Origin of the sequence: Allobosea sp. OK403 (assembly GCF_900113835.1) — a bacterium.
In the GTDB taxonomy this organism is placed as follows: Bacteria; Pseudomonadota; Alphaproteobacteria; order Rhizobiales; family Beijerinckiaceae; genus Allobosea.
Window position 1 is genome coordinate 221,644 of record NZ_FOQV01000007.1, and the last position, 26,195, is coordinate 247,838.

22 protein-coding genes are annotated in these 26,195 nt (G+C 66.2%); 4 read left to right on the forward strand and 18 right to left on the reverse strand.

The features are described 5' to 3' along the window. The first annotated feature begins 90 nt into the window (after positions 1 to 90). Positions 91 to 876: an enoyl-CoA hydratase/isomerase family protein gene (locus tag BMZ97_RS21905; RefSeq protein WP_092174780.1), complete on the forward strand. Its 786-nt coding sequence runs from the start codon at positions 91 to 93 to the stop codon at positions 874 to 876. Positions 877 to 1,158: 282 nt separating this feature from the next. Here BMZ97_RS21905 and BMZ97_RS21910 read toward each other — a convergent pair whose 3' ends face one another. The 5 genes from BMZ97_RS21910 to BMZ97_RS21930 form a co-directional block, all read right to left on the reverse strand. Beyond that, a complete protein-coding gene (locus tag BMZ97_RS21910) occupies positions 1,159 to 2,781 on the reverse strand; it encodes an ABC transporter ATP-binding protein (RefSeq protein ID WP_092174600.1) in 1,623 nt (540 codons plus the stop codon). After that, entirely contained in the window at positions 2,778 to 3,608 is an 831-nt protein-coding gene (locus tag BMZ97_RS21915; RefSeq protein ID WP_092174603.1) for an ABC transporter permease, read from the reverse strand. The genes BMZ97_RS21910 and BMZ97_RS21915 overlap by 4 nt, the downstream gene beginning before the upstream one ends. 4 nt (positions 3,609 to 3,612) lie before the next feature. Continuing rightward, positions 3,613 to 4,590 carry an ABC transporter permease gene (locus tag BMZ97_RS21920; protein ID WP_092174606.1) on the reverse strand — a complete coding sequence of 326 codons (978 nt, stop codon included), beginning with the start codon at positions 4,588 to 4,590 and terminating at the stop codon, positions 3,613 to 3,615. Positions 4,591 to 4,630: 40 nt separating this feature from the next. Further along, positions 4,631 to 6,235, reverse strand: a complete 1,605-nt coding sequence (locus tag BMZ97_RS21925) for an ABC transporter substrate-binding protein (RefSeq protein ID WP_092174608.1) — start codon at positions 6,233 to 6,235, stop codon at positions 4,631 to 4,633. 95 nt (positions 6,236 to 6,330) lie between these two features. Beyond that, entirely contained in the window at positions 6,331 to 7,182 is an 852-nt protein-coding gene (locus BMZ97_RS21930) for a VOC family protein (protein WP_092174611.1), read from the reverse strand. 329 nt (positions 7,183 to 7,511) lie between these two features. On the opposite strand from BMZ97_RS21930, the gene BMZ97_RS21935 reads away from it, so the two are divergent. Together BMZ97_RS21935 and BMZ97_RS21940 are read left to right on the forward strand one after the other, a co-directional pair. Then, positions 7,512 to 8,840: an NAD(P)/FAD-dependent oxidoreductase gene (locus tag BMZ97_RS21935; protein ID WP_092174614.1), complete on the forward strand. Its 1,329-nt coding sequence runs from the start codon at positions 7,512 to 7,514 to the stop codon at positions 8,838 to 8,840. A gap of 84 nt (positions 8,841 to 8,924) precedes the next feature. After that, on the forward strand, positions 8,925 to 9,836 hold the full coding sequence (locus tag BMZ97_RS21940) for a polysaccharide deacetylase family protein (protein ID WP_092174617.1): 912 nt from the start codon (positions 8,925 to 8,927) through the stop codon (positions 9,834 to 9,836). A gap of 59 nt (positions 9,837 to 9,895) precedes the next feature. On the opposite strand, the gene BMZ97_RS21945 is transcribed toward BMZ97_RS21940, so the two are convergent. The 13 genes from BMZ97_RS21945 to BMZ97_RS22005 all read right to left on the reverse strand — a co-directional run bounded on the left by BMZ97_RS21945 (position 9,896) and on the right by BMZ97_RS22005 (position 24,834). Continuing rightward, positions 9,896 to 10,744 (reverse strand): NHL repeat-containing protein, encoded by an 849-nt coding sequence (locus BMZ97_RS21945; protein WP_210188302.1) that lies wholly within the window; start codon positions 10,742 to 10,744, stop codon positions 9,896 to 9,898. 11 nt (positions 10,745 to 10,755) lie between these two features. Continuing rightward, a complete protein-coding gene (locus BMZ97_RS21950; protein WP_092174620.1) occupies positions 10,756 to 11,670 on the reverse strand; it encodes an allantoinase PuuE in 915 nt (304 codons plus the stop codon). Positions 11,671 to 11,686: 16 nt separating this feature from the next. Next, the gene (locus tag BMZ97_RS21955) at positions 11,687 to 12,505 is read right to left on the reverse strand and encodes an ABC transporter permease (protein WP_069689552.1); all 819 of its coding nucleotides are present in this window, start codon (positions 12,503 to 12,505) and stop codon (positions 11,687 to 11,689) included. An 11-nt stretch (positions 12,506 to 12,516) separates the two neighbouring features. After that, positions 12,517 to 13,374 (reverse strand): ABC transporter permease, encoded by an 858-nt coding sequence (locus tag BMZ97_RS21960; protein ID WP_092174622.1) that lies wholly within the window; start codon positions 13,372 to 13,374, stop codon positions 12,517 to 12,519. Positions 13,375 to 13,385: 11 nt separating this feature from the next. Then, positions 13,386 to 14,414: an extracellular solute-binding protein gene (locus BMZ97_RS21965; RefSeq protein ID WP_092174625.1), complete on the reverse strand. Its 1,029-nt coding sequence runs from the start codon at positions 14,412 to 14,414 to the stop codon at positions 13,386 to 13,388. Between the two features lie 31 nt (positions 14,415 to 14,445). Beyond that, positions 14,446 to 15,555 (reverse strand): ABC transporter ATP-binding protein, encoded by a 1,110-nt coding sequence (locus tag BMZ97_RS21970; RefSeq protein WP_092174628.1) that lies wholly within the window; start codon positions 15,553 to 15,555, stop codon positions 14,446 to 14,448. A 113-nt stretch (positions 15,556 to 15,668) separates the two neighbouring features. Beyond that, positions 15,669 to 16,391: an ABC transporter ATP-binding protein gene (locus BMZ97_RS21975; protein ID WP_092174630.1), complete on the reverse strand. Its 723-nt coding sequence runs from the start codon at positions 16,389 to 16,391 to the stop codon at positions 15,669 to 15,671. A 12-nt stretch (positions 16,392 to 16,403) separates the two neighbouring features. Next, positions 16,404 to 18,395, reverse strand: a complete 1,992-nt coding sequence (locus BMZ97_RS21980; protein ID WP_092174633.1) for a branched-chain amino acid ABC transporter ATP-binding protein/permease — start codon at positions 18,393 to 18,395, stop codon at positions 16,404 to 16,406. Positions 18,396 to 18,402: 7 nt separating this feature from the next. Then, positions 18,403 to 19,302 carry a branched-chain amino acid ABC transporter permease gene (locus BMZ97_RS21985; RefSeq protein ID WP_092174636.1) on the reverse strand — a complete coding sequence of 300 codons (900 nt, stop codon included), beginning with the start codon at positions 19,300 to 19,302 and terminating at the stop codon, positions 18,403 to 18,405. 80 nt (positions 19,303 to 19,382) lie between these two features. Next, positions 19,383 to 20,540, reverse strand: a complete 1,158-nt coding sequence (locus tag BMZ97_RS21990; RefSeq protein ID WP_244546546.1) for an ABC transporter substrate-binding protein — start codon at positions 20,538 to 20,540, stop codon at positions 19,383 to 19,385. 402 nt (positions 20,541 to 20,942) lie between these two features. Further along, positions 20,943 to 22,583, reverse strand: a complete 1,641-nt coding sequence (locus tag BMZ97_RS21995; RefSeq protein ID WP_092174638.1) for a Na+/H+ antiporter — start codon at positions 22,581 to 22,583, stop codon at positions 20,943 to 20,945. Positions 22,584 to 22,770: 187 nt separating this feature from the next. Further along, complete coding sequence (locus tag BMZ97_RS22000; RefSeq protein WP_092174641.1) at positions 22,771 to 23,595, reverse strand: MBL fold metallo-hydrolase; 825 nt, start codon at positions 23,593 to 23,595, stop codon at positions 22,771 to 22,773. A 63-nt stretch (positions 23,596 to 23,658) separates the two neighbouring features. Further along, on the reverse strand, positions 23,659 to 24,834 hold the full coding sequence (locus BMZ97_RS22005; protein WP_092174644.1) for a trans-sulfuration enzyme family protein: 1,176 nt from the start codon (positions 24,832 to 24,834) through the stop codon (positions 23,659 to 23,661). Between the two features lie 136 nt (positions 24,835 to 24,970). Between BMZ97_RS22005 and BMZ97_RS22010 the strand changes: the two genes are divergently transcribed. Further along, a complete protein-coding gene (locus BMZ97_RS22010; protein ID WP_092174787.1) occupies positions 24,971 to 26,161 on the forward strand; it encodes a M20 metallopeptidase family protein in 1,191 nt (396 codons plus the stop codon). Positions 26,162 to 26,195: the final 34 nt, after the last annotated feature.

Below are 26,195 nucleotides of genomic sequence, written 5' to 3' on the forward strand. Positions count from 1 at the left end.
CAAGGCCGGCGATGATTCGCCGTCCATCGGCTAGAGTCCGTTGGCAACTCCGCGAGCCCTAAGGGCGGATAACAGAGAAGGATGCTGATCATGGCCGATACGGCGGTCACCGCGACATTCGATGCGGCAAGCGGCATCGCCCGCATCACCTTCAACCGTCCCGATGTGCTGAACGCCATCGATGTCGCGACCGCGACGGCCTTTCGGGAGGCTGTGTCCAATGTCGTCGCGCAGGCGGGCCTGCGCTGCATCGTTCTCGCCGGAGCAGGGCGCGCTTTCGTGGCAGGCGGCGATGTCGCGAGTTTCGGCGATGAACCGGCTCAGATCGTTGACGCCCTGCTCGGAGCGCTCCACCCCGCGATCCTCGCCTTGCGCGCCTGCCCAGCGCCCGTCCTTGCCGTCGTGCAGGGGCCGGCTGCCGGTGCCGGTCTGAGCCTCGCGCTCAGCGCCGACATTTTGCTGGCAAGCGACAAGGCTCGCTTCGTCATCGCCTATGACCGCATCGGCGCGCCGCCCGATTGCGGCGGCACCTGGTTCCTGCCGCGCAAGGTCGGGCGCGGACGCGCCTTCGCCATGATGCTGCTCGGGCAGGTTCTCGATGCGCAGGCCGCGCTGGCAGCCGGCATCGTCGCCGAGGTCGTGCCGCAAGCCGAGCTCGAAAGCCGCGCAGGCGAGATCGCCGCGCGCATCGCAGCGGGCCCGACAGAGGCCTATGGCAGCTTCAAGCGCCTGATCGACGATGCGTTCGCCACGCCATTGGAGGCGCATCTGGAGAACGAGCGCCGGCGCTTTCTGGAGGCGACGCGGACGCAGGATTTCCGCGAGGGTGTCGCGGCCTTCCTCGGCAAGCGCGAACCGGTCTTTCGCGGGCGGTGAGCCTGCCTGCGATCGCAGCGGAGCTTCGACTTATACCGTCACGGCCTCCAGAGCTGACCGATGGCGCTGTCCTCCGCCGTCATTCCGGGACATGGCGAAGCCAATAACGCGAAAGAATATGGGCCCGGAACCCAGAACCGATGCGGGTCGTCGTGAAGCGAGCCGGTGCCTCGCGCCTTCTCGAGCAGCGGCATCGGTTCTGGGTTCCGGGCTCGATCCTTCGGATCGCCCCGGAATGACGGCGGCGACTCAGCCATAAGCCGGGGCCAAACGCCGTCAGTATTATGCCGTCACCGCCTCGCGCCTTAATCCGAAGTCGCGACCGGGAATCGAGGCGAGCAGCGCCCGCGTATAGGCATGCTGCGGGTTGCCGAAGACCTCGCCGATGAGGCCGGTCTCGACCACCTCGCCGCTCTTCATCACCGCGACGAGATCGCAGACCTGTGCCGCGACGCGCAGATCATGGGTGATGAAGACGATCGACAGGCCCAGCCGCTGCCGCAATTCGGCGAGCAGCTTCAGCACCTGTGCCTGCACGGAAACGTCGAGCGCCGAGACTGGCTCGTCCGCCACCAGCACATCCGGCTCCAGCGCCAGGGCCCGCGCAAGGCCGATCCTCTGGCGCTGGCCGCCGGAGAATTCATGCGGATAGCGGTCGGTCGCTGCCGGGTCGAGCCCGACCAGTGCGAAGAGCTCCCTGGCGCGGGCCAGAGCCTGCTCGCGCGGCGTGCCATGTACGATCAGCCCTTGCGCCACCAGTTCGCCGGCCTTGCGGCGGGGATTGAGCGAGGCGAAGGGATCCTGGAACACCATCTGGATATGGCGGGTCTCGGTCCGCATCTCCTCGCGGGTCAGGCAGGCCAGATCGCGGCCGTTCAGACGGATCTCGCCGCTTTCCGGGTCGATCAGGCGCACAAGGCAGCGCGCCAGCGTCGACTTTCCGGAACCGGACTCGCCGACAATGCCGAGCGTGCCGCCCTTGGGCAGCACCAGTGAGACATCCTTGACCGCATGGGTCACGCGCTGCCCACGTCCGAGGAAGCCGCCGGTACGATAGGTCTTGGAGACATGCTCCATGCTCAGGATCGGCTCGGTCGAAAGCGCGCGCGGCGGCGGCGCCTTCAGCGGCGGCACGGCGGCGATGAGCTGCCTGGTATAGGCGTGTTGCGGGTTCTCGAGCACGGTGCCGACGCTGCCCTGCTCGACGACGCGGCCCTGGCTCATCACCGCGACCCGGTCGGCGATCTCGGCGACGACGCCGAAATCATGGGTGATGAACAGCACGGCAGTGCCCTTGCGCTTCTGCAGGTCGCGGATCAGCTCGAGGATCTGCGCCTGCGTCGTCACGTCGAGCGCCGTGGTGGGTTCGTCGGCGATCAGCAGCTTGGGGTCGAGCGCCAGCGCCATCGCGATCATGGCGCGCTGGCGCTGGCCGCCGGAGAGTTCGTGCGGATAGGCTTTTGCGGCCAGCGCAGGATCGGGAATGCGAACCTCTTCGAGCAGCGCCAGCACGCGCGCGCCGATCTCGGCTTTCGAGAGCTGCGTGTGGATCTCGAACATCTCGCCGATCTGGTCGCCGATCGAGCGCAGCGGGTTCAGCGCCGTCATCGGCTCCTGGAAGATCATCGCGATGCCGGCGCCGCGCACCCTACGCATCTGCGCCTCGCTGACGCCGGCGAGATCGTGCCCCTCGAACAGGATGCGCCCGCCATCGATCTCCACGCCGTCCGGTAGCAGGCGCATGATCGCATTGGCGGTCATCGATTTGCCAGAGCCGGACTCGCCGACGACGCAGAGGATTTCATTGGCGGCGACCGAAAGCGTCACCTCCGTCATGGCGTGCGAGCGATCCGCGCCCTTCGGCAGCTTCACGCTGACGGCGTCGAGAACGAGGATCGGGCTCATCGACCTCTCAGCCTCGGGTTGAGCGCGTCGTTGAGTCCCTGGCCGACCAGCGAGACGGCGAGCACGGTGACGAGGATCGCGATGCCGGGAATGGCCGAGACATACCATTGCACCCGCAGCACATCGCGGCCGGCGCCGATCAGATTGCCCCAGGAGGCGACATTGGGGTCCGACAGCTTGAGGAAGGCGAGCGCGCTTTCCAGCAGGATCGCGACCGCCATCACGACGCTGGCATAGACGATCACCGGGGGCAGGGCGTTGGGCAGGATCTCGCCGAAGATCAGCTTGGCGTCCTTGAGGCCGAGCGTGCGCCCGGCCTGGACGAATTCGCGATTGCGCAGCGACAGGAATTCAGCCCGCGTCAACCGCGCCGAAGCTGGCCAGGAGACGATGCCGATCGCGACCGTCACGGTGGTGATGGTCGAGCCGAAGACCGCGACCAGCACCAGAAGCAGCAGGAAGTTCGGCAGCGTCTGGAAGGCTTCGGTGACGCGCATCAGCGCGGTATCGACCCAGCCGCCATAATAGCCGGCGAAGGCGCCGATGGTGATGCCGATCATGATCGAGATCACTGTGGCGACCACGCCGATCAGGAGCGAGATACGCGCGCCATGGAAGATCTGCGCGGCGATGTCGCGGCCGGAATTGTCGGTACCGAGCAGGAAGCGCGGATTGCTGAACGGCCAGACCAATGGCCGCCCGGCGAGTGCCAGCGGATCCTTGGGATAGAGCCAGCCGGCGGTGGCGGCCATGGTGAGCACGGCGAGCAGCAGCAACAGGCCGATGATCGCCGATGGGCTGCGGAGATAGCGTTTCACCAGCGCCATCGCCTCAGGCCCCTGTGGTGATGCGCGGGTCGAGCCGAGCATAGAGCAAGTCGACGATGAAATTGACCGCGATCACCAGCAGCGCCGAGACGAAGACGATGCCGAGCAAGGTGTTGAGGTCGCGCTGCACCACGGATTCATAGGCAAGGCGCCCAAGTCCCGGCAGCGAGAACACGCTCTCGACCACGACCGAGCCGCCTAGCATCGTGCCGGCCTGCAGGCCGATCAGCGTCACCATCGGCAGGAGCGCATTGCGCAGGACATGGCGTACCACGACCCGGGTCTCGTCCATGCCCTTGGCCCGGGCCGTGCGGACGAAATCGAGGTTCAGCACCTCCAGCATCGAGCCGCGCATGATGCGCAGATAAATCGCCATGTAGAACAGGCCGAGCGTCAGCGTCGGCAGGACGAGGTGCTGCGCGATGTCGAGAATGCGCGACAGGCCGGCATGGGCGATCGTGATGTCCTCGAACCCGCCGGCCGGCAGCCATTGCAGGTAGATCGCGAAGACGACGATCGCCATCAAACCGAACCAGAAGGTCGGCATCGCATAGAAGACGAGGCCGAGCGTCGAAATCAGCGTGTCCGGCCAGCGATTGACGCCGCGCGCGGCGACGACGCCCAGGATCAGCCCGAAGAAGAAGGCAAGCGACAGCGAGGCGGTCATCAGCAGGATCGTCGCCGGCAGCCGCTCGGCGATCACGGTCGCGACCGGCTTGCCGTAGATGGCGGAGAAGCCGAGATCGAACCGGACCAATCGCCAGAGATAATTGCCGAGCTGAGCCCAGACCGAGAGGTCCAGGCCATAGAACCGGCGCAGCTCGCGCGCGGTCGCCGCATCGCCGCCGCCCATCTGCGCCATCATCGCATCGACCGTGTCGCCCGGCGCGAATTGCAGCAGCAGGAACACGCCGATCAGGATCAACACCAGCGTCGGGATCGAGGCGGCAAGCCGCCGCCCCGCTAGGACGAGAATGCGCATGGAAATCGGCCGGAAGCGACGGGTTCGATGGGTGAGGCGCTCACTCCGCCAACCACAAATCATGCCAGGAGCTGGAGCCCCAGCGCGGCGTGTTGGAGTGGTTGCGGGCCTTGGCGTTGATCACGGTCAGGAAGATCTGCTCGATCGGCGTCCAGATCGGGATTTCCGTATTGGCCCGGCGTACGAAATCGCCATAGAGCGCCTTGCGCTTGGCGACATCGACCTCGGTCGCGGCGTCGTCGATGATCTTGTCGATTACCGGGTCGGTCCAGTCCCATTGGTTGGTCCAGGGCGCGCCCTTGGGCTGGCCGGAGCGGTACCATACCGTCGTCGAGACGGCCGGGTCGTTGCGGTACTGGTGCCAGCCGGTGGCGAGGTCGAAGGCGTGATCGTCATAGACCTGCTTCAGGAAGCCACCGCCATCGGTGCGCACGACCTCGACCTTGATGCCGACCTCGGAGAGCGACTGCTGGATGAAGGTGGCGAAGAGCGAGATGTCCTCGCCCCAGGGCGCGGGCAGCAGCCGCAGCGAGAAGCGCGTGCCGCCAGCGCCGGCCTTGAAGCCGGCTTCGTCGAGGAGCTTGGCCGCGAGCTTCTTGTCGAACGGGTACTGCGGGCCGTTATCGGCCGGGTAGAAATCGGTCGAGACCGAGGGCACCGGTCCGGTGCCGCGCTTGGCGAAATCGCCCAGAAAATTCTCGATGAAGAAGGGGATGTCGAGCGCATGTGCGATCGCCTGGCGGACGCGGATATCGGCGAGCTCCTTGCGGCGGAAGTTGAACTCCACCGTGTTGGTGCGGGCATTGCCCTCATTGCCCTTGGTCGAGACGATGAAGCGCGGATCCTTGGCGAGGCGGGCGGAGTCCGAGATCGTCAGCCCTGAGAACGGGCTGTAATGGATTTGGCCTGCTTCCATCTGGGCAGCCGCTGCGGCGCGGTCCGTGACGACGCGCCAGACGATGCGGTCGAGATAAGGCGCGTTCGGCCGCCAGTAATCGGCGTTGCGGTCGGCGATGACATGCTGGCCGCGCTCATAGGTCACGAATTTGAACGGGCCGGTTCCGATCGGCGCGAGATTGACCGGGTTTTGCCGGATGTCGCCCTTGCCCTCATAGAGATGGCGCGGCGAGATGTAGCCGAGATCGGGCAGCGCCCGCAGCAGCAGGGCAAGCGGCATCGGCCGCTCATAGCGGAACACGGCGGTCAGCGGGTCGGGCGTGTCGACGGCGGTGAGGAAGAGCTGCAGCGTCGTGCCGTAGTTCAGGATCTTCTTCCACATCTCCATGGCGGTGAACTGCACATCCGCCGAGGTGAAGGGCTTGCCGTCATGCCAGCTCACGCCCTTGCGCAGCTTGAAGGTGATGGTTTTGCCGTCGGGCGCCGCCTCCCAGCTCTCGGCGAGCACGCCGACAGGCTGGCCGGCCGCGTCGAGATCGACCAATTGCTCCTGGATCTTGCCGCCGATGATGTAGACGCCGGTCGAGGCCTGCAGGCTCGGGTTCAGCTGGCGCTGCTCCGCACCGTAATGCACCGTGAAGACCCCGCCCTTGCGTGGCGTCGCCTGCGCGAAGGAGCGCATCGGGTTCAGCACGTTCGCGGCAATGGCGGCGCTGGTCAAAAGCGCGGCGCGGCGGGTCATGTCCATGACGGAAATCCTTGGTCCTGCGATCACGTAACGGAAACGATGCGAGCCTTGGCAGCGCCGGTCAACAACGGCGCCGCCCAAAAAGAAGGCGCGCTCTACTGTGGTACGAAGCTCACGATGATGCCGTTGGCGGCGCTCGCGGGCACGCTGACGGCGCCGTCATGGGCGAGCGCCTCTGCGCCGAGCGCAGCCTTCGTCAGCGCGATGTCGGCGCTTTCCAGCACGACCGAAGCCAGCCCCTCGGGCGGGACCCCAGTGCGCGCCGCCTGCGGGTAGCGCCCGGCGAATGCGGCAGCCTCGGAGAAGAGCACATCGGCGCGTTTGCCGCCGGAGGGCACTTGCCAGCCGCCCTCGACTTCCGAGGCTGGCTCGTCGATCAGCCGGCTCAGATGCGCGGCTGCCGCCTTGGGGTCGGCAGTGAGAACTTCAACCCGCCGGATGCGGGTCGCACCATTAGCGTGGCTCTGCCACTCCGGGACCCAGACCGTCTCGCGCGTCAGGTGCTGGCAGGCGAAAATCCGCAGGCCGCCCGGATTCTCGTCCAGCGGCCAGCGAAAGACGTTGAATTTGGCCTCGCCGACGCGTCCGCCGGGCAGTTCGACCGGTCGGCCGAAATGCACCGGCCCGTCCGCGGCGATGCCGCGCGCCTGCAATTCGGCGACGCCGGCGGCGGCATCGTCGGTCGTGAAGGCCACGCGCTCCACACCCTCGCGGGTTCTGAGGAAGTCCCGCATCGGCTTGTTGTGCTCGGTCTCGGTGAGAATGCCGAGCAGCTCGATATAATCTTCGCCGAACATGATCGTGTAGTTGCCGGAGCCGAGATGCGGCGAATGCGTGCCGCGCGGCGAGACCGTGAACCCCAGGCGCTTCCAGGCGGCGGCCGACGCATCGAGATCGCGCACCGTAACCATGACGTGGTCGATACCGAGAACATGCTTGAGTGGCATGACGCCCCCTTGAATCCAAAGCCAACGGGTGCCGAGTTCAGCCGAACGGGCCCGGCCGCGCAACCGGCGCGCCAAAGCGTTTCCGGCAGATCGCGCTGCGCCGCACACATAGCGTTTCGAAGATGAAACTTTCAACAGAAGGAAAGAAGACGCGAAAGAACGATCAGTTAATTCTCTTTTCCGGTTGATTTATAGCAAATACATCTCGTCTTGGTCGCCTTGGGGGGAGGCGCCGACTTGCGGCTGGGACAAAGCGAGGCGAGGATGGCGCCCTTCACCCGGAGGCGCATCATGCTGCGCCTTCGTCTTCGCCTGACGAGACCCACCCCATGACAGCCTCCCCTTCCATCACCTGGCCGCCCTCGCTTTGGGCCGCGACCGCTCAGCCCGGCCCGGCCCTTGCCGCGCTGGACGGGGATGTCACCACTGACGTCGTGGTCATCGGAGCCGGCTTCACCGGCCTCTCGACCGCGATCCATCTGCGCGAGGCCGGAATCGGCGTCGTGGTGCTGGAGGCTGCCGAGCCCGGCTGGGGCGCCTCGGGGCGCAATAACGGCCAGGTCATCCCAACGCTTGCCGGCCACGACCCCTCCGCCATGGTCAAGCGCCATGGCGCGGCCGGCGAGCGCTTCAACGCGGTGCTACGCGACAGCGCCCAGTATCTGTTCGACCTCATCAGCAAATACGACATCCCGGCCGAGGCCGAGCAGGCCGGCTGGGTCCAGCCGGTGCATTCGCCCGGCCGGTTCAAGCTCGCCGAGAAACGGGTCAGGGAGTGGTCGGCGATCGGAGCGCCGGTCGAGCTTCTCGATCGCGCCGCGACTGCCGAGATGCTGGGCTCGCAGGCCTGGTTCGGCGGCTTCTGGAACCCGACCGGCGGCCATATCAACCCGCTCGCACTGACCCGTGGCCTCGCTGAGGTCGCGCTGAAGCTCGGCGCGGTCATCCATGCCCGCTCGCCTGCGATCGCGATGGCGCATGAGAACGGCCGCTGGCGCGTGAAGACAGCGCGGGGCTCCGTCACGGCACCAGCGCTGGTGCTGGCGACCAACGCCTATACCGGCGAATGCGAGGCAGGCCTCGCGCCCGAAATCGCCGATGAGGTCATCCCCGTCCTGTCCTGGCAGATGGCGACCAAGCCGCTCAGCGACAACATCGCCAAGACCGTCATCCCTGCCCGGCAGGCCATGTCGGACACTCATCGCGAGCTCTATTTCGCCCGCTGGGACGCCCGCAATCGCCTGGTCACCGGCGGCGCGGCGGTCTTCCCCGGAGCAGGCGGCGCCAATCTGCGTCCGGCTGTGGCGGAGCGCCTGAAGCGGCTCTGGCCGCAGCTCGGCGATGTCGAGTTCGATTATGTCTGGTCGGGCTATGTCGGCATGACCCCGGACAATCTGTTGACGCCGCAGGTGCCGGGCTTCCCGCGCATCCATCGTCTGGGACCGGACGGCTTTGCCTGGGTCGGTTGCAATGGCCGGGCGGTCGCCTTGTCGATCTCGCTTGGGCGCGAGCTCGCCCGGGCGACGCAGGGCGTGGCGATCGAGACGCTGGGCCTGCCCCTGTCGGAGCCAAAATCCCAGCCCTTCCGCAGCATCGTGCGCCGGATCGCGCCGCTCGCGCTGCCGCTCTATCGGCGGCTGGATGCGGCCGAGATCTGAGCTGTGGTCTCGCAATCATGATGGCGGGCGAAAACGCATTGCCCATGATTGGCCGCGGCGCCGGTCGCAGCTAGGCTCGCCGTCATGAGCGAACGCGATCTCCTCGGCTATGGCGGTACCTGGCCCGATTTCACCTGGCCCAACGGCGCGCGTCTCGCCGTCTCCGTCGTGGTCAATTTCGAGGAAGGCGCCGAGCTTCAGGTCGGCGACGGCGATGCGCGCTCGGAGACCATGGGCGAGGTGATCAGCGTGGTGCCGCCCGGCAAGCGCGACCAGGGTCAGGAGCAGATCTTCGGTTACGGCACACGCGCCGGGCTCTGGCGCATGCTCGCTGCGCTCGACGAAAGCGCGATCCAATCGACCTTCCTGTTCTGCGGTCGTGCGGTCGAGCGCCTGCCGGGGCTGGCGAAGACGATCGTCGCGCGCGGCCATGAACCTGCCATCCACGGCTGGCGCTGGCGGCCGCATGCCGATTACGACGATCCCGAACGCGAAGCGGCCGACATCGAGCGCTGCGTCGAGGCGATCACGACCGCGACCGGGCAGCGGCCGCTGGGCTTCTTCTGCAGGGGTGGCGAAAGCCCCTGGACGCGCGAATTGCTGGCGCAGCGCGGCTTCCTCTACACCTCGAACGGCTTCGACGACGATTTGCCGTATTGGGATCGCTCGCCGGCGAGCGGCCCCTTGCTGGTCGTGCCTTATGCGCTCGACAGCAACGACATGAAGTTCTTCCATCCCAACGGCTTCGTCCGCGCCCGCGAGATGGTCGACTATGTCGAGGATGCGCTCGGCGTTCTGGAGGACGAGGCGGCGCGCGGCCTGCCGCGGCTTTTGAACATCGGCTTCCACCTGCGCATCGTCGGCCGCCCGGCGCGCTTCGCCGCCTTTCGCGATATTCTGCGACTGCTGGCGGGACGGCGGGAGAAGCTCTGGGTCGCGAGCCGCGCTGAGATTGCTAACGCTTTCAGCGCAGCGGTGCCTCCGCTACCACGCTGATCACGCGAGGCCGGCCCCTCCGCGCCATTCCGTTCAAGCCATACAAATCGGCGCGGTCGTCAAAGCCGCCGCAGCCGCGTGAGCCGGCTGGGGCTGCTCTCGGCCAGCAGGATATCGCCCTCGGGCGTGCCGAAGATGCCATGCGCGCCGTTCAGGAACGGGCGGCAGCGGCCGAGCTTCTCGCCCTTTGGGCTGATTTTCTGCAGGGTCGGCTGGGTATCGGTCACATAGCTATTGCCGTCCTCGTCGCCCCAGATCGCCACGGGGTCGCGGAAATGGGTCCAGTTCCCGAGATGGTTGCCGTTGTGGTCGAAGATCTGGACGCGGTCATGCGTACGGTCGACGACCAGCACGCGCCCATCGGCATGCGTCCAGATCGCGTGCGGCCAGCCGAACTGCCCGTCGCCGTCGCCATGCTCGCCCCAGCTCTGGATATGAACGCCATAGGCCGAGAAGCGGTGCACCCGGCTCGCCGCATAGCCGTCCGCGACATAGATCTCGCCCCAGGCCGAGACATGGATGTCGGTGGGGTGGTTGAAGGGCGCGAGCGGCTGGCCGCGTTGGCCCAGCCCGTTGATCCGCTCGCCCGTGGCCGAGCAGATGATGATCTCGTGCATGTCGCGATCGACGCAGAGGATGCGCCCGGCGGCATCGGCCGTCAGCATATGGGAATCCGCGATCAGATCGCCGCCCCAGCCGCCGAGATAGGTGCCATCGGGTGCCAGTTCGATCACGCGGGGATCGTTGGGATGCACCAGAGGGTCGTGCCGCAGCATCACGAAGACATGGCCGCGGGAATCGACCGTGACATCGGTGACGAAGCCGGTGTTCTGCGGCCAGGAGCCGAAGGGCCGTTCGACGCGGTAGCGCGTGTCGCCGAGCGCGACGATCAGATCATGCGAGGCCAAGATAGGTTCCTTCAGGCGAGGGCGCCGGCAAAGGGATGCGTCTTCACCCAATGCCTGGCAATGTCGAGACGGCCGGTGATCCAGACGTCTTCATGGGCCTGGACATAGTCGAGGAAGCGCGCGAGCCCCGCCGCCCGGGCGGGATGGCCGATCAGGCGCATATGCAGACCCACCGACATCATCTTGGGCTGCGTCGCGCCTTCGGCATAGAGCATGTCGAAAGCGTCCTTATGCCAATCGAAATAGTCGGACGAGGTCGCGAAATAGCCCGAGCCGAACTTGCCGTCATTATTGGCGAGCGAATAGGGCACGACGAGATGCGGCTTGCGGTCGACGACCTTCCAATAGGGCAACTCATCGTCATAGGCGTCGGAATCGTAGAGGAAGCCGCCGTCCTCGACCACGAGCCTGCGCGTGTTCACGCTCGGCCCATAGCGGCAGTACCAGCCGAGCGGGCGCTCGCCGAGCGTGGCTTCGAGCGAGGCGATCGCCTTGGCGATATGTTTGCGTTCCTCCTCCTCGCTCAATTCGTAATGCTTGATCCAGCGCCAGCCATGGCAGCAGACGTCGAAGCCCGAGGTCCGGATCGCGGCGGCGGCCTCCGGGTTGCGCTCGATCGCGAGCGCGCAGCCGAACACGGTCAAAGGCAGGCCGCGCTCCTGGAAGAGCCGCATCAAGCGCCAGAAGCCGACGCGGCTGCCATAGGCGAACATGCCTTCGCCGGCGAGATCGCGCCCCTTCACCGCCATGCTGAGGCTGCTCGATTCGGTCAACGCGGTCTCGGTATAGCCCTCGCCGTCCTGCATCGAGGGCTCCGAGCCCTCCTCGTAATTCATCACGAAATTGATGGCGATGCGCGCGCCGCCTGGCCATTTGGGATCGGGAGGGTTGGCGCCGTAGCCGATCAGGTCGCGGTCATAGGTCAAGGCCAGTCTCCACTCGTCAGCCGCTGATGCGTTTCGTCAGCCCGGTCAAGCGGTCCATCACGATCATCAGGATCAGCGTCGCCAGGATCAGAACGCCGGCGATCGCGGCGATGCGCACGTCCAGCGTCGATTCCATCATGCCCCACATCCGGATTGGCAGCATGCCCGTGCGCGCGTTCGACAGGAAGAGCGAAACCGGCACATTATCCATCGAGGAGATGAAGGCGAGGAAGCAGCCGGCCGCTATGCCCGGCGCGATCAGCGGCAAGGTGATGCGGCGGAAGCCGAAGAACCGGCTGGCGCCGAGATTGGCCGAGGCTTCCAGCAGGGCTGGATCGAGCTGCGTCAGGCTCGCCAGCGTGGTGCGGAAGATGAAGGGCGCGATCACCACGAGATGGCCGGCGATCAGGAGGTTGAGCGAGGGCCTGATCCCGATGACCGAGAAGAACATCAAGGCCGCCAGCCCATAGGAGAGCGTCGGCAGGATCAATGGCGAGAGGAAGCTCGCTTCCAGGATGCGCGCCGAGGGCCGCGCCACCCGTGTGATCGCCAAGGCCGCCAGCACGGACATCACCGCCCCGATGATGGTCGCTGTTCCCGCGACCCAGACGCTGTTCAGCGCGGCGCTGTGGATCTGCGCCGAGCGCACGGGATCGAACAGGTCGCGATACCAGCGCAGCGAGAGCTCGGGCGGCGGGAAGCGCAGCGTCTGAGAGGTGGTGAAGGAGGTCGCGATCACGATCAGAACCGGCCCGATCAGGATCAGGACGCCTAAGCCGGCGAGCAGGCCGATGGCCCATGCATAGGTGACGTCGCTGAAGGTCGAACGCTGCATCGCCTTTGCCCTCAACCCGTCCTGGCGAAGCGGCCGAGCCAGCCCAGCGCCATGATGCCGGCAAGCACCGTGAACAGCAGCGTCAGCGAGGCGACGGCGGCGAAGGGCCAGTTATAGACCACCATGGATTGCTGCCAGATCAGTGCCGGCAGGTAGACAAGCCTGGCTCCGCCGATCACCGATTGCGAGATGAAGGCGGTGGTCGCCGAGGCGAAGACCAGGGTCGCACCGGCGACCCAGCCCGGCAGGGTCAAAGGCAGGATGACGCGAAAGAAGGTCCGCCATTTCGAGGCGCCGAGCGCGCGCGAGGCGTCGACCAGGTTCTGGTCCATCTGGTTCATCACGGTGAGCAGGGGCAGCAGCATCAAGGGCATCTCGATCTGCGTCAGTGCGATCACCAGGCCAAGCTCGGTCTGCAGCAGGTTGAGCGGAGCGGCCGTGATGCCCAGAGCCAGCAGCGTCTGGTTGACCACGCCCTCCCGCGCCAGGATCACGATCCAGGCGAAGGTGCGGATCACGACCGAGGTCAGGAGCGGCATCAGGATGATGAAGATCAGGACGCGCTGCGCACGCGGCCCCACAGCCCGGAACAGCAGCGCCAGCGGATAGGCGAGCAAGGTCGTTGCAGTGACCGCGAAGACGCCGAGCTTCAGCGTGTCGAGGATCACCTTCAGATAGAAGGCATCACCATAGAACTTGGTCCAGCTGTCGAGGCCCAGCCGCGTCTGCTCGGCATCGGCATAGAAGCTGATGCCGAGCAGGATCGCGAAGGGCGCGGCGAAGAAGGCGAGATAGGTCAGGCCGAGCGGCGCCGCGAGGCGCCAATCGACCTTGTCTCCTATGCCGCCCGCCGCTGCCGCGCCAGCCATGGCTGCCACCCCTACTTGGTGATCTCCTTGTTGAAGCGTTCGATCCAGGCGGCGCGCTGCGGGTTGATCTTGGTCCAGTCATGCGTGACCATCTTGGTCAGCTCGTCCACCGACTTGATGTCGAGCGTCTCGACCAGCTGCACGTCCTTGTTGATAGGGATCATGTTGTAGGGCTGCTTCTGCAGCGCGCTCTGCACCTCGGCCGAGATCGCCATGTCCATGTATTTATAGGCGCTGGCGACGTTGTCGGCGCCCTTCACGATGTGCAGCGTGGTTTGGAAGGTGATCGCGCCCGTCTCGGGCTGGACGAATTCGATGCTGACGCCGCGCCCCTTGAGGGTCGCGACCGTGTTGGTGTTGGTGTACATCACGTCGATCTGGCCCTGCTGGAACAGGCCGGGCATCGCGGCGGGCGCCGCGACGGCCGCGGCCTTCTCGACCGCCTTCTTCAATTCGGCGAAGACCGGCTCGACATTGGTCTCGGAGCCGCCGAAGACCTTGGCCATCTCGATGATTGAGACCGTGCCGAATGTGGTCTGGAAGCCGGTCAGGCCGAGGCGCTCGACATAGGGTGATTTGAACAGGTCGGCCCAGCTCTTCGGCGGTGTCGCGAACTTTTTCGGGTTGTAGGCGATGCCGACGACCTGGGCGTTGCAGGTCACTGCATGCGAAGTGATCAGCCCGGCCGGGACCTTGGTGGCATTGGTGAGCTTGCTGGCGTCGATCGGCTCGAACAGGCCGGCCTGCATCGCCGAGGCGGCCGGGCCGGGGTCGAGCACGAAGCAGTCGAAGGGCGGCACGCCGCGCGCCGCGCGCACCTTTGCGACCTGGTCGACCGCGAAGAGCGAGTCGAAGGCGACGTCGATATCGGCGCTCTTCTTCAAGGCCGGGGCCAGCACGCCGCGATAGGCCTCCTCCCAGGTGCCGGGATAGATCGCGGCGGTGAGGCTGCCGGCGGCGCTGGCGCGGGAGGGCAAGGCGGAGGCGAAGCCGAGCGCGGCCGCCCCGGCCAGGAACTCGCGACGTGTGGTAACGGTCATGCGCTTGGTCTCCGCGTTCGGGGTTGGCGTTTCAGGAGGGCGAGAGGGGAAACAGGACAGGCCGGGCATGCTCGCCAAGCCCGCAAAAGGCGCTTGCGGTCGTGCTCGCGACCATGCCGGGGCGGCGTGGCATCGCGATCTTGAGCGAGGCGCCGTCGACAGCCGTCACGTCGTGGATCATCTCTCCGCCGATCGGCAGGCTGAGCTTGAGCATAACGGGAAAGCGCGCGGGGGAAGCCTCGTCCGCCAGCAGCATCTGTTCGGGCCGGACCGAGACGATGACCGATTGGCCTGCCGCGAACCGCGCCGGCGACATCACCTGCCAGGCAGCGCCATTGGCGAGCGCAACCGCATAGCCGCCCTCGACCTTGCCCGAAATCGTGGCGGGCAGGAGATTGCTGGAGCCGATGAAGCTGTTGACGAACAGGCTCGCCGGCTGGTCGTAGACCTCGACCGGGGTGCCGAGCTGCTCGATCCGGCCGGAATTCATCACTGCGATGCGGTCGGCGATCGCCATCGCCTCATCCTGGTCATGCGTGACCATGATCGCGGTCAATGCGAATTGCCGCTGCAATCGCTTGATCTCGATTTGCATGTCGAGCCGCAGGTTCTTGTCGAGCGCGGCGAAGGGCTCGTCGAGCAGGAGGATGCGCGGCCGCATGGCGAGCGCGCGTGCCAGCGCCACGCGTTGCTGCTGGCCGCCCGAGAGCTGGCGCGGCTTGCGCTCGGCGAAGGCCTGCATTTGCACCGTCGCCAGCATTTCGCGCACGCGTTCAAGCTGGATCTCGCGGCTCTCGCCGCGCGCGGCGAGCCCATAGGCGATGTTCTGCGCCACGGTCAGATGCGGGAACAGCGCATAGTTCTGGAAGACGATGCCGATCTCGCGGCGGTTCGGCGGCAGCGTGTCGATCGAGCGGTCGCCGATGATGACCTTGCCATTGCTCTGTTCGATGAAGCCGGCAACGATCCGCAGCAAGGTGGTCTTGCCGCAGCCCGACGGCCCGAGCAGAGCGACGAGTTCGCCGCCCTTCACCTCCAGCGTGACATTGTCGACCGCGAGCCCGGCGCCATAGCTATGCGTGATGCCGTCCAGCGTCAGGGGCTGGGCGATGACCGCTCCGGATGGGGCAGGCGCAAGCATCGAACGCGGAAACCTCAAGCGACGCGGCAGGTCTCCGGAAGGCTAGCAACCGGCATGCCAAGCGGACAGAGTTGCCAAGTCGATGAGCTGATTGACCGGTATCCTCGTCGTTCCTAATGGCTGCCGCCAAGATAGGCCGCACGCACCGCCGGGTCGTTCTTCAGGCTGGTGGCTTCGCCGGAGCTGGCCAGGCGGCCGTTTTCCAGCACATAGCCGTAATCGGCGACATCCAGCGCGGCGGCGGCGAATTGCTCGACCAGCAGCATGGTGATCTTGGCCGCCTTCAGCCGCGCGATCGTGGCGAAGACCTCCTCGACGAGGCGCGGCGCGAGCCCCATCGAGGGTTCGTCGAGCAGCAGGACCTCAGGCCCCAGCATCAGCGCCCGCGCCATCGCCAGCATCTGCTGCTCGCCGCCCGAGAGCGTGCCGGCGAGCTGGGCGCGGCGCTCCCTGAGGCGCGGAAAGAGCTCGAACATGCGCTGGCGGTCATGCTCGACATCGCCCTTGGGCCGCGCGCCGGTCAGGCGCGGAAAGGCGCCGAGCTCGAGATTGTCGTCGACGCTCAAGGCGGGGAAGACCCGCCGGCCTTCGGGCGAGTGGGCCATGCCAAGCCTGGTGATCTCATGCGAGGCCATGCCGGCGATGTTGCGGCCAGCCAGCAGGATCTCGCCGGCATCGGGCTTGATCATGCCGGAGATCGCCCGCAGCGTCGTGGTCTTGCCGGCGCCGTTGGAGCCGATCAGCGTGACGAGCTGGCCCTTGGGCACAGAGATCGAGAGCTGGTGCAGCACCTGCACCTTGCCATAGCCGGCGACGAGATTCTGGACCTGGAGCATGGTCTCGTCCCCTCAATGGGCCGTGGCGGCGCTGCCGCCGAGATAGGCCTCGATCACGCGCGGGTCGGCCTGGACCTGCGCGGGCACGCCCTCGGCGATCTTCTGGCCGAAATCGAGCACGGTCACCGTGTCGGAAATGCTCATCACCACATCCATGTGATGCTCGATCAGGACGACGGTGATGCCATGCGCCTTGATCTTGCGGATGATCTCGATGAGCTCCTTGATATCGGGCGCGGTCAGGCCTGCGGCCGGTTCGTCGAGCAGCAGAAGCTTGGGATCGAGCGCCAGCGCGCGGCCGATCTCGAGCAGCCGCATCTTGCCATAGGGCAGGTTGCGCGCCTCCTCATTCGCCAGGGCGTCGAGCCCGACGAATTGCAGGATGCTGGCTGCGCGTTCGCGCGCGGCGCTCTCCTCCTTGCGCGCCTGCGGCAATCCCAGGGCAACCGCAAAGAGGCCGCTGCGATAGGTGTGATGCAGGCCGACCATGACATTCTCCAGGCAGGTCAATTCGCCGAAGAGCTGGACGTTCTGGAAGGTGCGGGCGATGCCCTGCGCCGCGATCTCGGGCGAGTTCCGGCCGACCAGGCTCTTGCCTTCGAAGAGGATGTCGCCGCCGGTCGGCGTGTAGATGCCGGTGAGCACGTTCATCATCGTGCTCTTGCCCGAGCCATTGGGGCCGATCAGCCCGTGGATCGTGCCAGGCTTCACCGCCATGTCGATGGCGTTCAGCGCCTTCAGGCCGCCGAACTGCATCAGCACGGCCCGCGCGTCGAGCAGGGTGCCTCCGGGTGGCGTGCTGGTTGCGGTGGCGCCCCAGACCCGCGCCTCATTGCCGGTTTCCCTGGCCACCAGCGCCCGGCCACCCCGCCGCAAGGACAGGCGCGTGAGCAACTGCCGGACGAAGCCCATGATGCCGTCGGGCAGGTAATAGACCACGAACAGGATCATCAGCCCGTAGATGGTGAGCTTGTAGTCGACGATGCGCTCGAGGAAGAGCGAGAACACGAAGAACAGCACGCAGAGCGTCACCGCGATGCCGATGCTGCGCGCCTGGCTCGGATCGTTGCGCCAGGCGTAAAAGCCGCCCGCGACGGCGCCGAGCGCGATCAGCCCGGCGGTGATCCGGAACAATTCGAGATCGGCCAGGATATTTGGCAGGAAGACGACGATGGCCGAGCCGATGATCGGCCCCATCCTGGATTTGCGCCCGCCCATGGCGACGGCGAGCAGGAATTCGATCGAGGTGGCGAAGTTGAAGGCTTCCGGTGCGATATACTGCCGGAAATAGGCATAGAGCGCGCCAGCCAGCCCGGCGAAGCCGGCGCTGATGACGAAGGCCAGGACCTTGTGCTTGTAGACGCTGACACCCATGCAGTCCGAGGCGATCGGTGAATCGCGCAGCGCCTCGAAAGCCCGGCCATAGCGCGAGGCGATGATGCGGTTGATCACCACCACCGTCAGCACCAGCGCGATGGCCGAGATGTAGTAGTACTCGACCTCCCTCAACCGCTTCAGCGAGAGGTCGATATAGTCGCGCAGATCGATGAAGAGCGGCGTGCGCAATTCGATGCCGAGCGGGCCGTTGGTCAGGTTGAGATGGCCGAGCCAAGGGCCGAGATCGGTCATCTCGTTGATCAGGGTGACGACGATCGTTCCGAAGGCGAGCGTCACCATGGCGAGATAGGGCCCGGTCACCTTCAGCGCCGGCAGCGCGAGCAGCGCCCCGAACAGGGCCGTGATCACGATGCCGGCCGGCAGCGCCCACCAGAAGCCGAGGCCGAAATGCAGGGACAGCAGGCCCGCCGTATAAGCCCCGACGCCGAACAGCGCGGCATGGCCGATCGAGACCTCGCCGGTATAGCCAAAGACGATGTCGAGCCCGAGCACCAGGATCGAATAGATCACGATCGTGGTGATCAAGGGCAGGTAGTAGGACGAGGTCACGACGAAGGGCAGCGCGAACAGCGCGACGACGCCGGCGATGAAGAGAAGCGTCTTCATGGCGGGCTCAGACCTTCTTGATCGCGGTCTTGCCGAAAAGCCCGGCGGGCTTCAGCGACAGGACGAGCAGCAGCAGGATCAGGCCGGGAACATCCTTGTAGCCGGTGTCGAAATAGAAGCCGGTCATGCTTTCGGTGATGCCGAGGATCAGGCCGCCGACGACGACGCCGAGCCCGCTCGACAATCCGCCGATGATTGCGACCGCGAAGGCCTTCAGGCCCAGCGCCGCGCCCATATTGGCGCCGGTCAACGTGATCGGGGCGATCAGCACGCCCGCCAGCGCCGCAGCGAGCGAGGACAGTGCGTAGGAGAAGGTGATGACGAGCGGCGTATTGATGCCCATCAGCCCGGCTGCATCGCGGTCGTTCGAGGTTGCCACCACCGCCTTGCCGTAGATCGAGCGGCGGTTGAAGGCTTCGACGGCGAGCATCATCGCGAGCGCGCCGAGCACGATCGCGATCTCCATCGGGCGGATATTGACGCCCGCGATCGTCAACGGGGCCTCGCTCAGGGGCGAGGGGAATTTCAGCGGGTCCTTGCCCCAGATGTTCTCGGCCATGTTCTTGAAGATGATGCCGAGCGCGATCGTCGCCATGATCCAGCCGGCCTCGGACTTGGTCTTCATGGCTTGCCTGACGCCGAGCCGCTCGACGACCGCACCCTGGGCGAGGCCGAAGGCGAAGACGAAGGGCAGGGCGATGAGATAGGCCGTGAGCGTGCCCAGATGCAGCCCGATCAGAAAATTCACGCAGGTCAGGCCGACGAGCGCGCCCAATGTCAGTGCCTCGCCCTGGCCGAAATTCAGCGTCTTGGAGGTGGCGAAGGTGAGCTGGTAGCCGAAGGCGATCACGCCGTAGATCATGCCGACGGAAATGCCGGAGACGAGGATCTGGAAGAAGTTCTGCATGGAGGGACCGACACTCCGACCGATAATGAAGAACCCTCCCCGCTGGGCGGGGAGGGTCGGTGTCTGGCGAAAGCCGTCGCTCAGGACTTCGGCTTGACCCGCAGCGCGCCCGCGCCTTCGAGATCGGCCGGGTTGGCCGGCACGACGCGGCCGCCCTTGACGATGCCGAGCACGGGGATGTTGGCCGTGATCGCCTCATGGTCGGTGGCGCTGAAGGGCTTGTCATAGGTGGTGACGACGCCCTCGACCTTGGTGGTCAGGTTCTCGAGCGCCTCGCGGACCTTGCGGCCGTCGGTCGACTTGGCCTGGTTGATCGCGGCGGCCAGCAGGTACATCGAGTCATAGCCCTGCGCGGCCGAGACCGGGGAGGGGATGCGGTCGACCTTGTAGGCGGCCTGATAAGCCTCGATGAAGCTCTTGCGCTTCGGCGTCGAGGGCAGCTGGATGAAGGTCTGCGGCATCATCACGCCTTCGCCATTGGCGCCGGCGGCATCGATGAAGCTCGCCATCGACAGCGTCCAGGAGCCCAGGACCGGCACCTTCCAGCCGAGCTTGACGACGGCGTTGACCGTCTGCGCCAGCTCGGGGCCGATCGCATAGGTCAGCACCACATCGGCTCCGGCGTCCTTGGCGCGCAGGGCCTGCGCCGTCATGTCGGTGTCGCCGATATTGAACTTCTCGACGGCGACCGGCTTCAAGCCTCGCTCGGCGAGCGCTTTCTCGAGATCGGCACGGCCGAGCTGGCCGTAATTGGTCGAGTCCGCGATGATTGCGACCTTGGTGTAACCGTTCTTCTTGACGGCTTCCGCGATCATCGAGCTCTGGATGGTGTCGTTGGCGGCGTTGCGGAAGACGTAGTTCGCCTTGTGCTCGGGCGCTTTGAACTGCTGCGTGACCAGCGTGCCGGTCGCGACATTGTTCATCACGGGAATCTCGGCTTCCTGGTAGAAGCGCTGCGAGGCGAGCGAAACACCGGTGTTGATGAAGCCGACGGTCGCGACCACCTGCTCCTTATTGATCAACTCCTGCGCGATCTGGACGCCGAGCTCGTTCTTGGCCTCGTCGTCGCGCTCGATCAATTGGATCTGCTTGCCGAGCACGCCGCCGGCCTTGTTGATCTCCTGCGCCGCGAGTTTCACGCCATCGCGCATGCTGACGCCCATGGCGGCAGAGCCGCCGGTATAGGGGCCGCTGATGCCGATCTTGATGGTCTGCTGGGCGTAGGCCGCCCCGGTCATGGCCGCGCTGAAAGCTGCGGCGGCGAGCCATTTCTTCATCGTCATGGTTTCCATCCCTATTGCACGGTTCATTCTTCCGATTTGCTCGGAATTGATGCTTCTTATTGTTATTCTAAACTTTTCGTCGGTGGCCTGCGATGCAAGGCGCGTCCCCAGACGGCAGTCAAGGGCACATTCCCGCGACTGGCAGGACATACCAAGTCTTCAAAGGCTTAGGGCGGACTGGTTGCGCGGGCAACCGAGAATGTAGGGTGCGCGGCCCCGGAGTATCAATCTTTAGTCTTATCGGGGTGGCGCCGCTTTCCCTCATGGACGGAGGTTGCCCGCGAATGAGGCAATTCTCCCCCGAGCTTGACGCTCATATGCGGAGCCTCGCCATGCGTCTTGCGGGCCGGGTGACGCTCAAGCCGGGCCGAACCGCGCCTCCAGCAGGTCGATTTCCCGGACGAGCTTCCTGGCGATCTCGTCCGAGGTGCCGCGCGCCCGGGCGACGCGGTAGATTTCATCCCGCTCGGCGCGCAGGCCGGCGAGGCGCAGTTCGCGCTCGATCGCATCGGCCTTGCGGGCGAGATCGGCTTCCGCGCCGATCTTGGAGCGTCCGTCGATGCGCTCGCGGTAGAGTTCCATCAGGCGGGCGCCGACTTCGACGTAAAGGTCGGCATCGTTGCGGCCGCTGCCCATTTTGTGCTGCACCTTCTCAAGCGCCTTGATCGCCGCTTCGGCGGCGGCGTTGCGAACCCTGTCCTCCTCTTCCTGCTGGGAGGGTTCGGGAGGCAGCTCCAGATTCTTGAGCAGGAAGGGCAGGCCGATGCTCGCCGCGACCAGCGACAGGATGATCACGCCTGCGGCCAGGAAGATGGCGAGGTCGCGGACCGGGAAGGCCGAGCCGTCATTCATCGTCAATGGCAGCGTCAGCACGCCGGCGAGCGTGATCGCTCCGCGCACGCCGGCGAGCGAGGTCGCGGCGACCAGGCGCAAGCCGGGCACATAACGCTTCTCGCCGCGCCGCGCTGCCCGCGCGAGCGTGAAGCGCAGCGACACCCACACCCAGGTGAAGCGGAGCGCAGCCAGCGCGAAGGTGATGACGGCGACATAGGCGATGAGCCAGACAGGGTCGTGGTGCCCGGTCTCGCGCACGGCTTTCGCCGCTCCCGCGACGATCAAAGGGAGCTGCTCGCCCAGCAGCACGAAGATGATGCCGTTGGCGGCGAACTGGACCGTGTCCCAGACGGCGTGGCCACGCACGCGCGTAATCGCGAGGATTTGTCCGCTCTGGTCGGCATAACTCATGGTGATGCCCGCCGCGACGGCCGCGAGAATACCGGAACAGTGCAGGTGTTCGGCCAGGAGATAGGCTCCGAACGGGATCAGCAGGCTGATCAGGATCTGCGAACCGGTCTCTTCACCGAGCCGGCGCGTGGCCCAGCCCACCGCACGTGTCGTACTCCAGGTCACCGCGACGCCGATCGCGATGCCGCCGATCGCGACCCAGAGGAAGGTGCCGAAGGCGCCGAACAGAGAAAAGCTCCCCGTCAGCGCGGCCACGACGGCAAAGCGCATGCAGACCAGGCCCGAGGCGTCGTTGAGTAGCGATTCACCCTCGAGGATGTGCATCAGTCGCTTGGGAACCGGCACCCTGGCGGCGATGGCGGAGACCGCGATCGGGTCCGTCGGGGAGAGGATCGCGGCAAGCGCGAAGGCCACCGCAAGCGGCATGGCCGGGATCAGCCAGTTGAGCAGGAAGCCGACGCCCAGCACGGTGAAGAGGACGAGGCCCAAAGCGAGCTCCAGGATCGTGCCCTTGTCTCGGAACAGCCCCTCCTTGGGGATGCGCCAGCCATCCAGGAAGAGCAGCGGCGGCAGGAACAGCAGGAAGAAGATGTCGGGCTGCAGCTGGACGCTGAGATCGGCCACGGAGGCGATGAGCGCGCCGAGCCCGATCTGGACGAGGGGGAGCGGCAGAGGTGCAGGCGAAAGCCGCGCGAGCATGCCGCTGACCACGACGGCGAGCAGCAGGACCAGAATGATCGCGATCATCTCCACGGCTCACCTCTTATCCATCTCGCCGAGATCATGCGCAGTCCCGGCTGCTCCCGGGGAAGCAGATGCTCGACCCATCCCTGTGATGCGCATGATCCCAGCGAGAATAGGGCGGTGTTGCTTCGAGACCATGTCTCCACCGCAAAGGCATGGCTTCTGGGCACGATCGGCTTGCCGTCGGACAAGGCGCTCATGCCCCCAGAGCAGCCCACAACTCTCCTTTGTCCTCGACGCGCCCCTCGGATTTCAGCTTGAGGAGATGGGCCAAGACGTTGCGCTCGGCCGCGAGCTGCAGCCAGGGATCGGTCTTGGAATAGAGCCGGTCGACCAGCGCCCGGGTGCCCAGCGGTCCGGCGGCGAGAGCCGCGGCGATCTCGTTCTCGCGCTTGAGCCGGCGGTCGAGCAGCTCCTGCACATAGGGCCTGGGATCGGGCAAAGGCGGGCCATGTCCCGGCAGATAGAGCCGGTCGTCGCGGGCCATCATCAAGCGCAGGCTCCTGACGTAATCGGCCATGTCGCCGCCCGGCGGGGAGACGATGCTGCTCGACCAGGACATCACATGATCGGCGCTGAACAGGATCCCGTCCCGATAGGCGAAACAGAGATGGTCGCTGGCATGCCCCGGCGTGTGGATGGCGAGCATGCCCAGCGCGCTGTCGCCGTCCCGCAGCAGGATGTCGGGTATGAAGGCGTCGTCGGCGCTGAGATGGAATGCATAGGTCTTCGCGCCGGTGCGGGCCTTCAGCGCCGCGGTCGCGCCGAGATGGTCGGAATGGCTGTGGCTGAGCAGGATCGCGGAGACGGCACCGCCCGTCGCCCTCAGAATGTCGTCGAGATGGCCGACATCATCGGGGCCGGGATCGAGAACCATGAAGCCGTCGCCGGTCTCGATCAGATAGGTATTCGTGCCGTGATAGGTCATCAGGCTCGGATTCCTGGCGACGATGCGGGAAATGCCGGGAATGACGGCCAGGGGAACGCCGCGCGCGGGCTCGCTCTCGCTCAGGAATGCCAATGCCGGTCCTTTCAGAAAGTCGCCTGCGGGCAGCGACCGTCATCCTTCTAGATCATCTCGCTTCTAGATCATCTCGGCCAAGGGCGTCTCCGCCATGCGGTGCATGCCGCTCAAAGCGCGCTGCAGATCGGCGATCAGGTCTGCCACATGCTCCAGGCCGATCGAGAGCCGGATCAGCGTGTCCGGACAGGCCGATCGCTCGCCCTCCGTGCTGCGCCGATGCTCGATCAGACTTTCCGTTGAGCCCAGCGATGTCGAGCGGCGAAACACCGCTGTCCGCTCGCATAGGGCCAGCGCATCCGCCGCCGTGCCAGCGATCTCGAAGGACAGCATGCCGCCGAAGCCGCCCAGGAACTGCCGCTGGGCCAGGTCGTGATGCGGGTCGCCGGGCAAGCCGGGATAATGCACCGCGCTGACCCCGGGATGCGCGGCCAGGGCGGTGGCGATCTTGAGTGCGGTCTCGCAGGCGCGCTCGACGCGCAAGGCGAGCGAACGCATGCCGCGCAGCAGGAGCCAGGCCTCGAAGGGCGGCAGGACGCTGCCATGCGCTTCCCGGGAGGAGAGGATCTCCCGCCACGCCACTCCGGTCTGCGCCGTGATCAGTGCGCCGGCGACGAGATCGCCATGGCCGTTCAGATATTTGGTCGCGGAATGCAGGACGAGATCGGCGCCGAAATCCAGCGGCCGGCACAGCACCGGCGTTGCAACCGTCGCGTCGACCAGGAGCTGCGCGCCGCCCTGATGCGCGATGGCCGCCAGCGCGGCGATATCCGGAACGCGCCAGAGCGGGTTGCTGGGACACTCTGTCCAGACGAGCCGCGTCTCGCCCGGACGGATGGCTTGCCGCACCGCGTCGGGGCAGCACATATCCGCGCGGGTGACAGTCACACCCCAGCGCTGGCCGAAGGTCTCGATGATGGTGCCGAACTCATAATAGGCCGCCGAATCCAGCACGAGATGGTCGCCCGGGCGTAGATTGGCGAGGACCGCCTGGGCCGCCGCCGAGCCGGAGCCGAAGACCGCAGCGGCGGCTCCGCCTTCGAGCTGGGCCAATACGCGTTCCGCGACGGTGGCGCCGCTATTGCCGGAGCGCGCATAGCGCGAGGCGGTCGAACCGGTGCACAACGCCGCATCTCCAGGCGGGGCATGCGTGACTGCCGGATGGATTGATGGCACGAGCCCTCCAGTTACCGGGTCCAGGTAATGGTCGAGTTGGGCCAGTACCGTGGCGGCGTGCATCGGGGTCTCGTCAGTGGGGATCATCGCGCGCAGGATAGGCCGTTATTGTCGATTGTCGATCCTCGATCATATTGCGGGAGGGGTGGATCTATGGCTAGATGCCGCCGCAATTTTCGAAAATGGCCTCGAGCTGCTGATGTCCCTTGATCGCCCGAATGAACTGACCCGCGCCATCGCCGACCAGGTGGAGGCGATCAAGCCGGCGCTCATCGCCCTGCGCCGCGATATCCACGCCCATCCCGAGATCGGTTTCGAGACGGTGCGGACGGCGGCGCTGGTCGCCTCGGAGCTGGAGCGGATCGGCCTGAAGCCGCAGCGCGGCGTCGGGCGCGTCGGTGTCGTGGCGGAGATCGAGGGTGGGGCGCCCGGGCCGTGCCTGCTGATCCGCGCCGACATGGACGCCTTGCCGATGGAGGAGCTGACCGGCCTGCCCTTCGCCAGCACCATTCCCGGCAAGATGCACGCCTGCGGCCATGACATCCACACCGCCACCTTGCTTGGGGCGGGCATGGTGCTGAAGAACCTGGCGCCGATGCTGCGCGGCAGCGTCCGCCTCGTCTTCCAGCCGGCGGAGGAGACGGTCGAGAGCGGAGCGGCCGCGATGGTCGCCGACGGTGCCGCCGATGGCGTAGCGATGGCGCTCGCCTTCCACAACCGGCCGGAGATGCCGGTCGGTCGTTTCGGTTATGTCCGCGGCGCCTCGACGGCGTCGAGCGACGAGTTCGACGTGGTCGTCCATGGCCGCTCGGGCCACGCCGCGCGCCCCCATGCGGCTGTCGATCCGATCGTCGCGGCCTCGGCCATGATCATGCAGCTGCAGACGGCGATTTCCCGCGTCATGGACCCGTCGCAGTCGGCCGTGCTGACGATCGGCCACATCGCCGGCGGCTCGACCCACAACATCATTCCTGACAGCTGCATGTTCCAGGGCACGGTCCGCTGCCGCTCGGCTGCCTCGCGCGACACGATGGAAGCCACCTTCCGCCGCATCTGCGAGGGCGTCGGCGCGGCCATGGGCGTGACCTGCGAGATCTCCTATATCCGCGGCGCGCCTGCATTGGTGAATGACGACGGTGTGGTCGATGCCGCGGTTCGCTCCGTCTCGGCCCAGTTCGGGGCGGACAGGATCGACCAGCTCGAAGGCCGCTTCGGCGCGGAGGATTTCTCCTATTTCTCCGAGCGCATCCCGTCCTGCCAGTTGCTGGTGGGCGCGTCCCAGCCCGGGCGCAATGACCGCGTGCACAATTCCGACTACCAGCCCGACGAGCGTTGCATCGGCCTGGGCGTGGCGGCGCTCGTGCGCACCGCGGTCGATGTCCTTTCGTGATGCCTATCCCTGTTCAAGTGATGCCTATCCCTGT

Bases quoted from the DNA above. Each gene is read 5' to 3' on its own strand.
- BMZ97_RS21905 (WP_092174780.1), top strand. From the start codon at position 91: ATGGCCGATACGGCGGTCACCGCGACATTCGATGCGGCAAGCGGCATC.
- BMZ97_RS21910 (WP_092174600.1), bottom strand. From the start codon at position 2,781: ATGAGCCCGATCCTCGTTCTCGACGCCGTCAGCGTGAAGCTGCCGAAG.
- BMZ97_RS21915 (WP_092174603.1), bottom strand. From the start codon at position 3,608: ATGGCGCTGGTGAAACGCTATCTCCGCAGCCCATCGGCGATCATCGGC.
- BMZ97_RS21920 (WP_092174606.1), bottom strand. From the start codon at position 4,590: ATGCGCATTCTCGTCCTAGCGGGGCGGCGGCTTGCCGCCTCGATCCCG.
- BMZ97_RS21925 (WP_092174608.1), bottom strand. From the start codon at position 6,235: ATGGACATGACCCGCCGCGCCGCGCTTTTGACCAGCGCCGCCATTGCC.
- BMZ97_RS21930 (WP_092174611.1), bottom strand. From the start codon at position 7,182: ATGCCACTCAAGCATGTTCTCGGTATCGACCACGTCATGGTTACGGTG.
- BMZ97_RS21935 (WP_092174614.1), top strand. From the start codon at position 7,512: ATGACAGCCTCCCCTTCCATCACCTGGCCGCCCTCGCTTTGGGCCGCG.
- BMZ97_RS21940 (WP_092174617.1), top strand. From the start codon at position 8,925: ATGAGCGAACGCGATCTCCTCGGCTATGGCGGTACCTGGCCCGATTTC.
- BMZ97_RS21955 (WP_069689552.1), bottom strand. From the start codon at position 12,505: ATGCAGCGTTCGACCTTCAGCGACGTCACCTATGCATGGGCCATCGGC.
- BMZ97_RS21960 (WP_092174622.1), bottom strand. From the start codon at position 13,374: ATGGCTGGCGCGGCAGCGGCGGGCGGCATAGGAGACAAGGTCGATTGG.
- BMZ97_RS21965 (WP_092174625.1), bottom strand. From the start codon at position 14,414: ATGACCGTTACCACACGTCGCGAGTTCCTGGCCGGGGCGGCCGCGCTC.
- BMZ97_RS21970 (WP_092174628.1), bottom strand. From the start codon at position 15,555: ATGCTTGCGCCTGCCCCATCCGGAGCGGTCATCGCCCAGCCCCTGACG.
- BMZ97_RS21975 (WP_092174630.1), bottom strand. From the start codon at position 16,391: ATGCTCCAGGTCCAGAATCTCGTCGCCGGCTATGGCAAGGTGCAGGTG.
- BMZ97_RS21980 (WP_092174633.1), bottom strand. From the start codon at position 18,395: ATGAAGACGCTTCTCTTCATCGCCGGCGTCGTCGCGCTGTTCGCGCTG.
- BMZ97_RS21985 (WP_092174636.1), bottom strand. From the start codon at position 19,302: ATGCAGAACTTCTTCCAGATCCTCGTCTCCGGCATTTCCGTCGGCATG.
- BMZ97_RS21990 (WP_244546546.1), bottom strand. From the start codon at position 20,540: ATGACCGGGGCGGCCTACGCCCAGCAGACCATCAAGATCGGCATCAGC.
- BMZ97_RS22005 (WP_092174644.1), bottom strand. From the start codon at position 24,834: ATGCACGCCGCCACGGTACTGGCCCAACTCGACCATTACCTGGACCCG.
- BMZ97_RS22010 (WP_092174787.1), top strand. From the start codon at position 24,971: ATGTCCCTTGATCGCCCGAATGAACTGACCCGCGCCATCGCCGACCAG.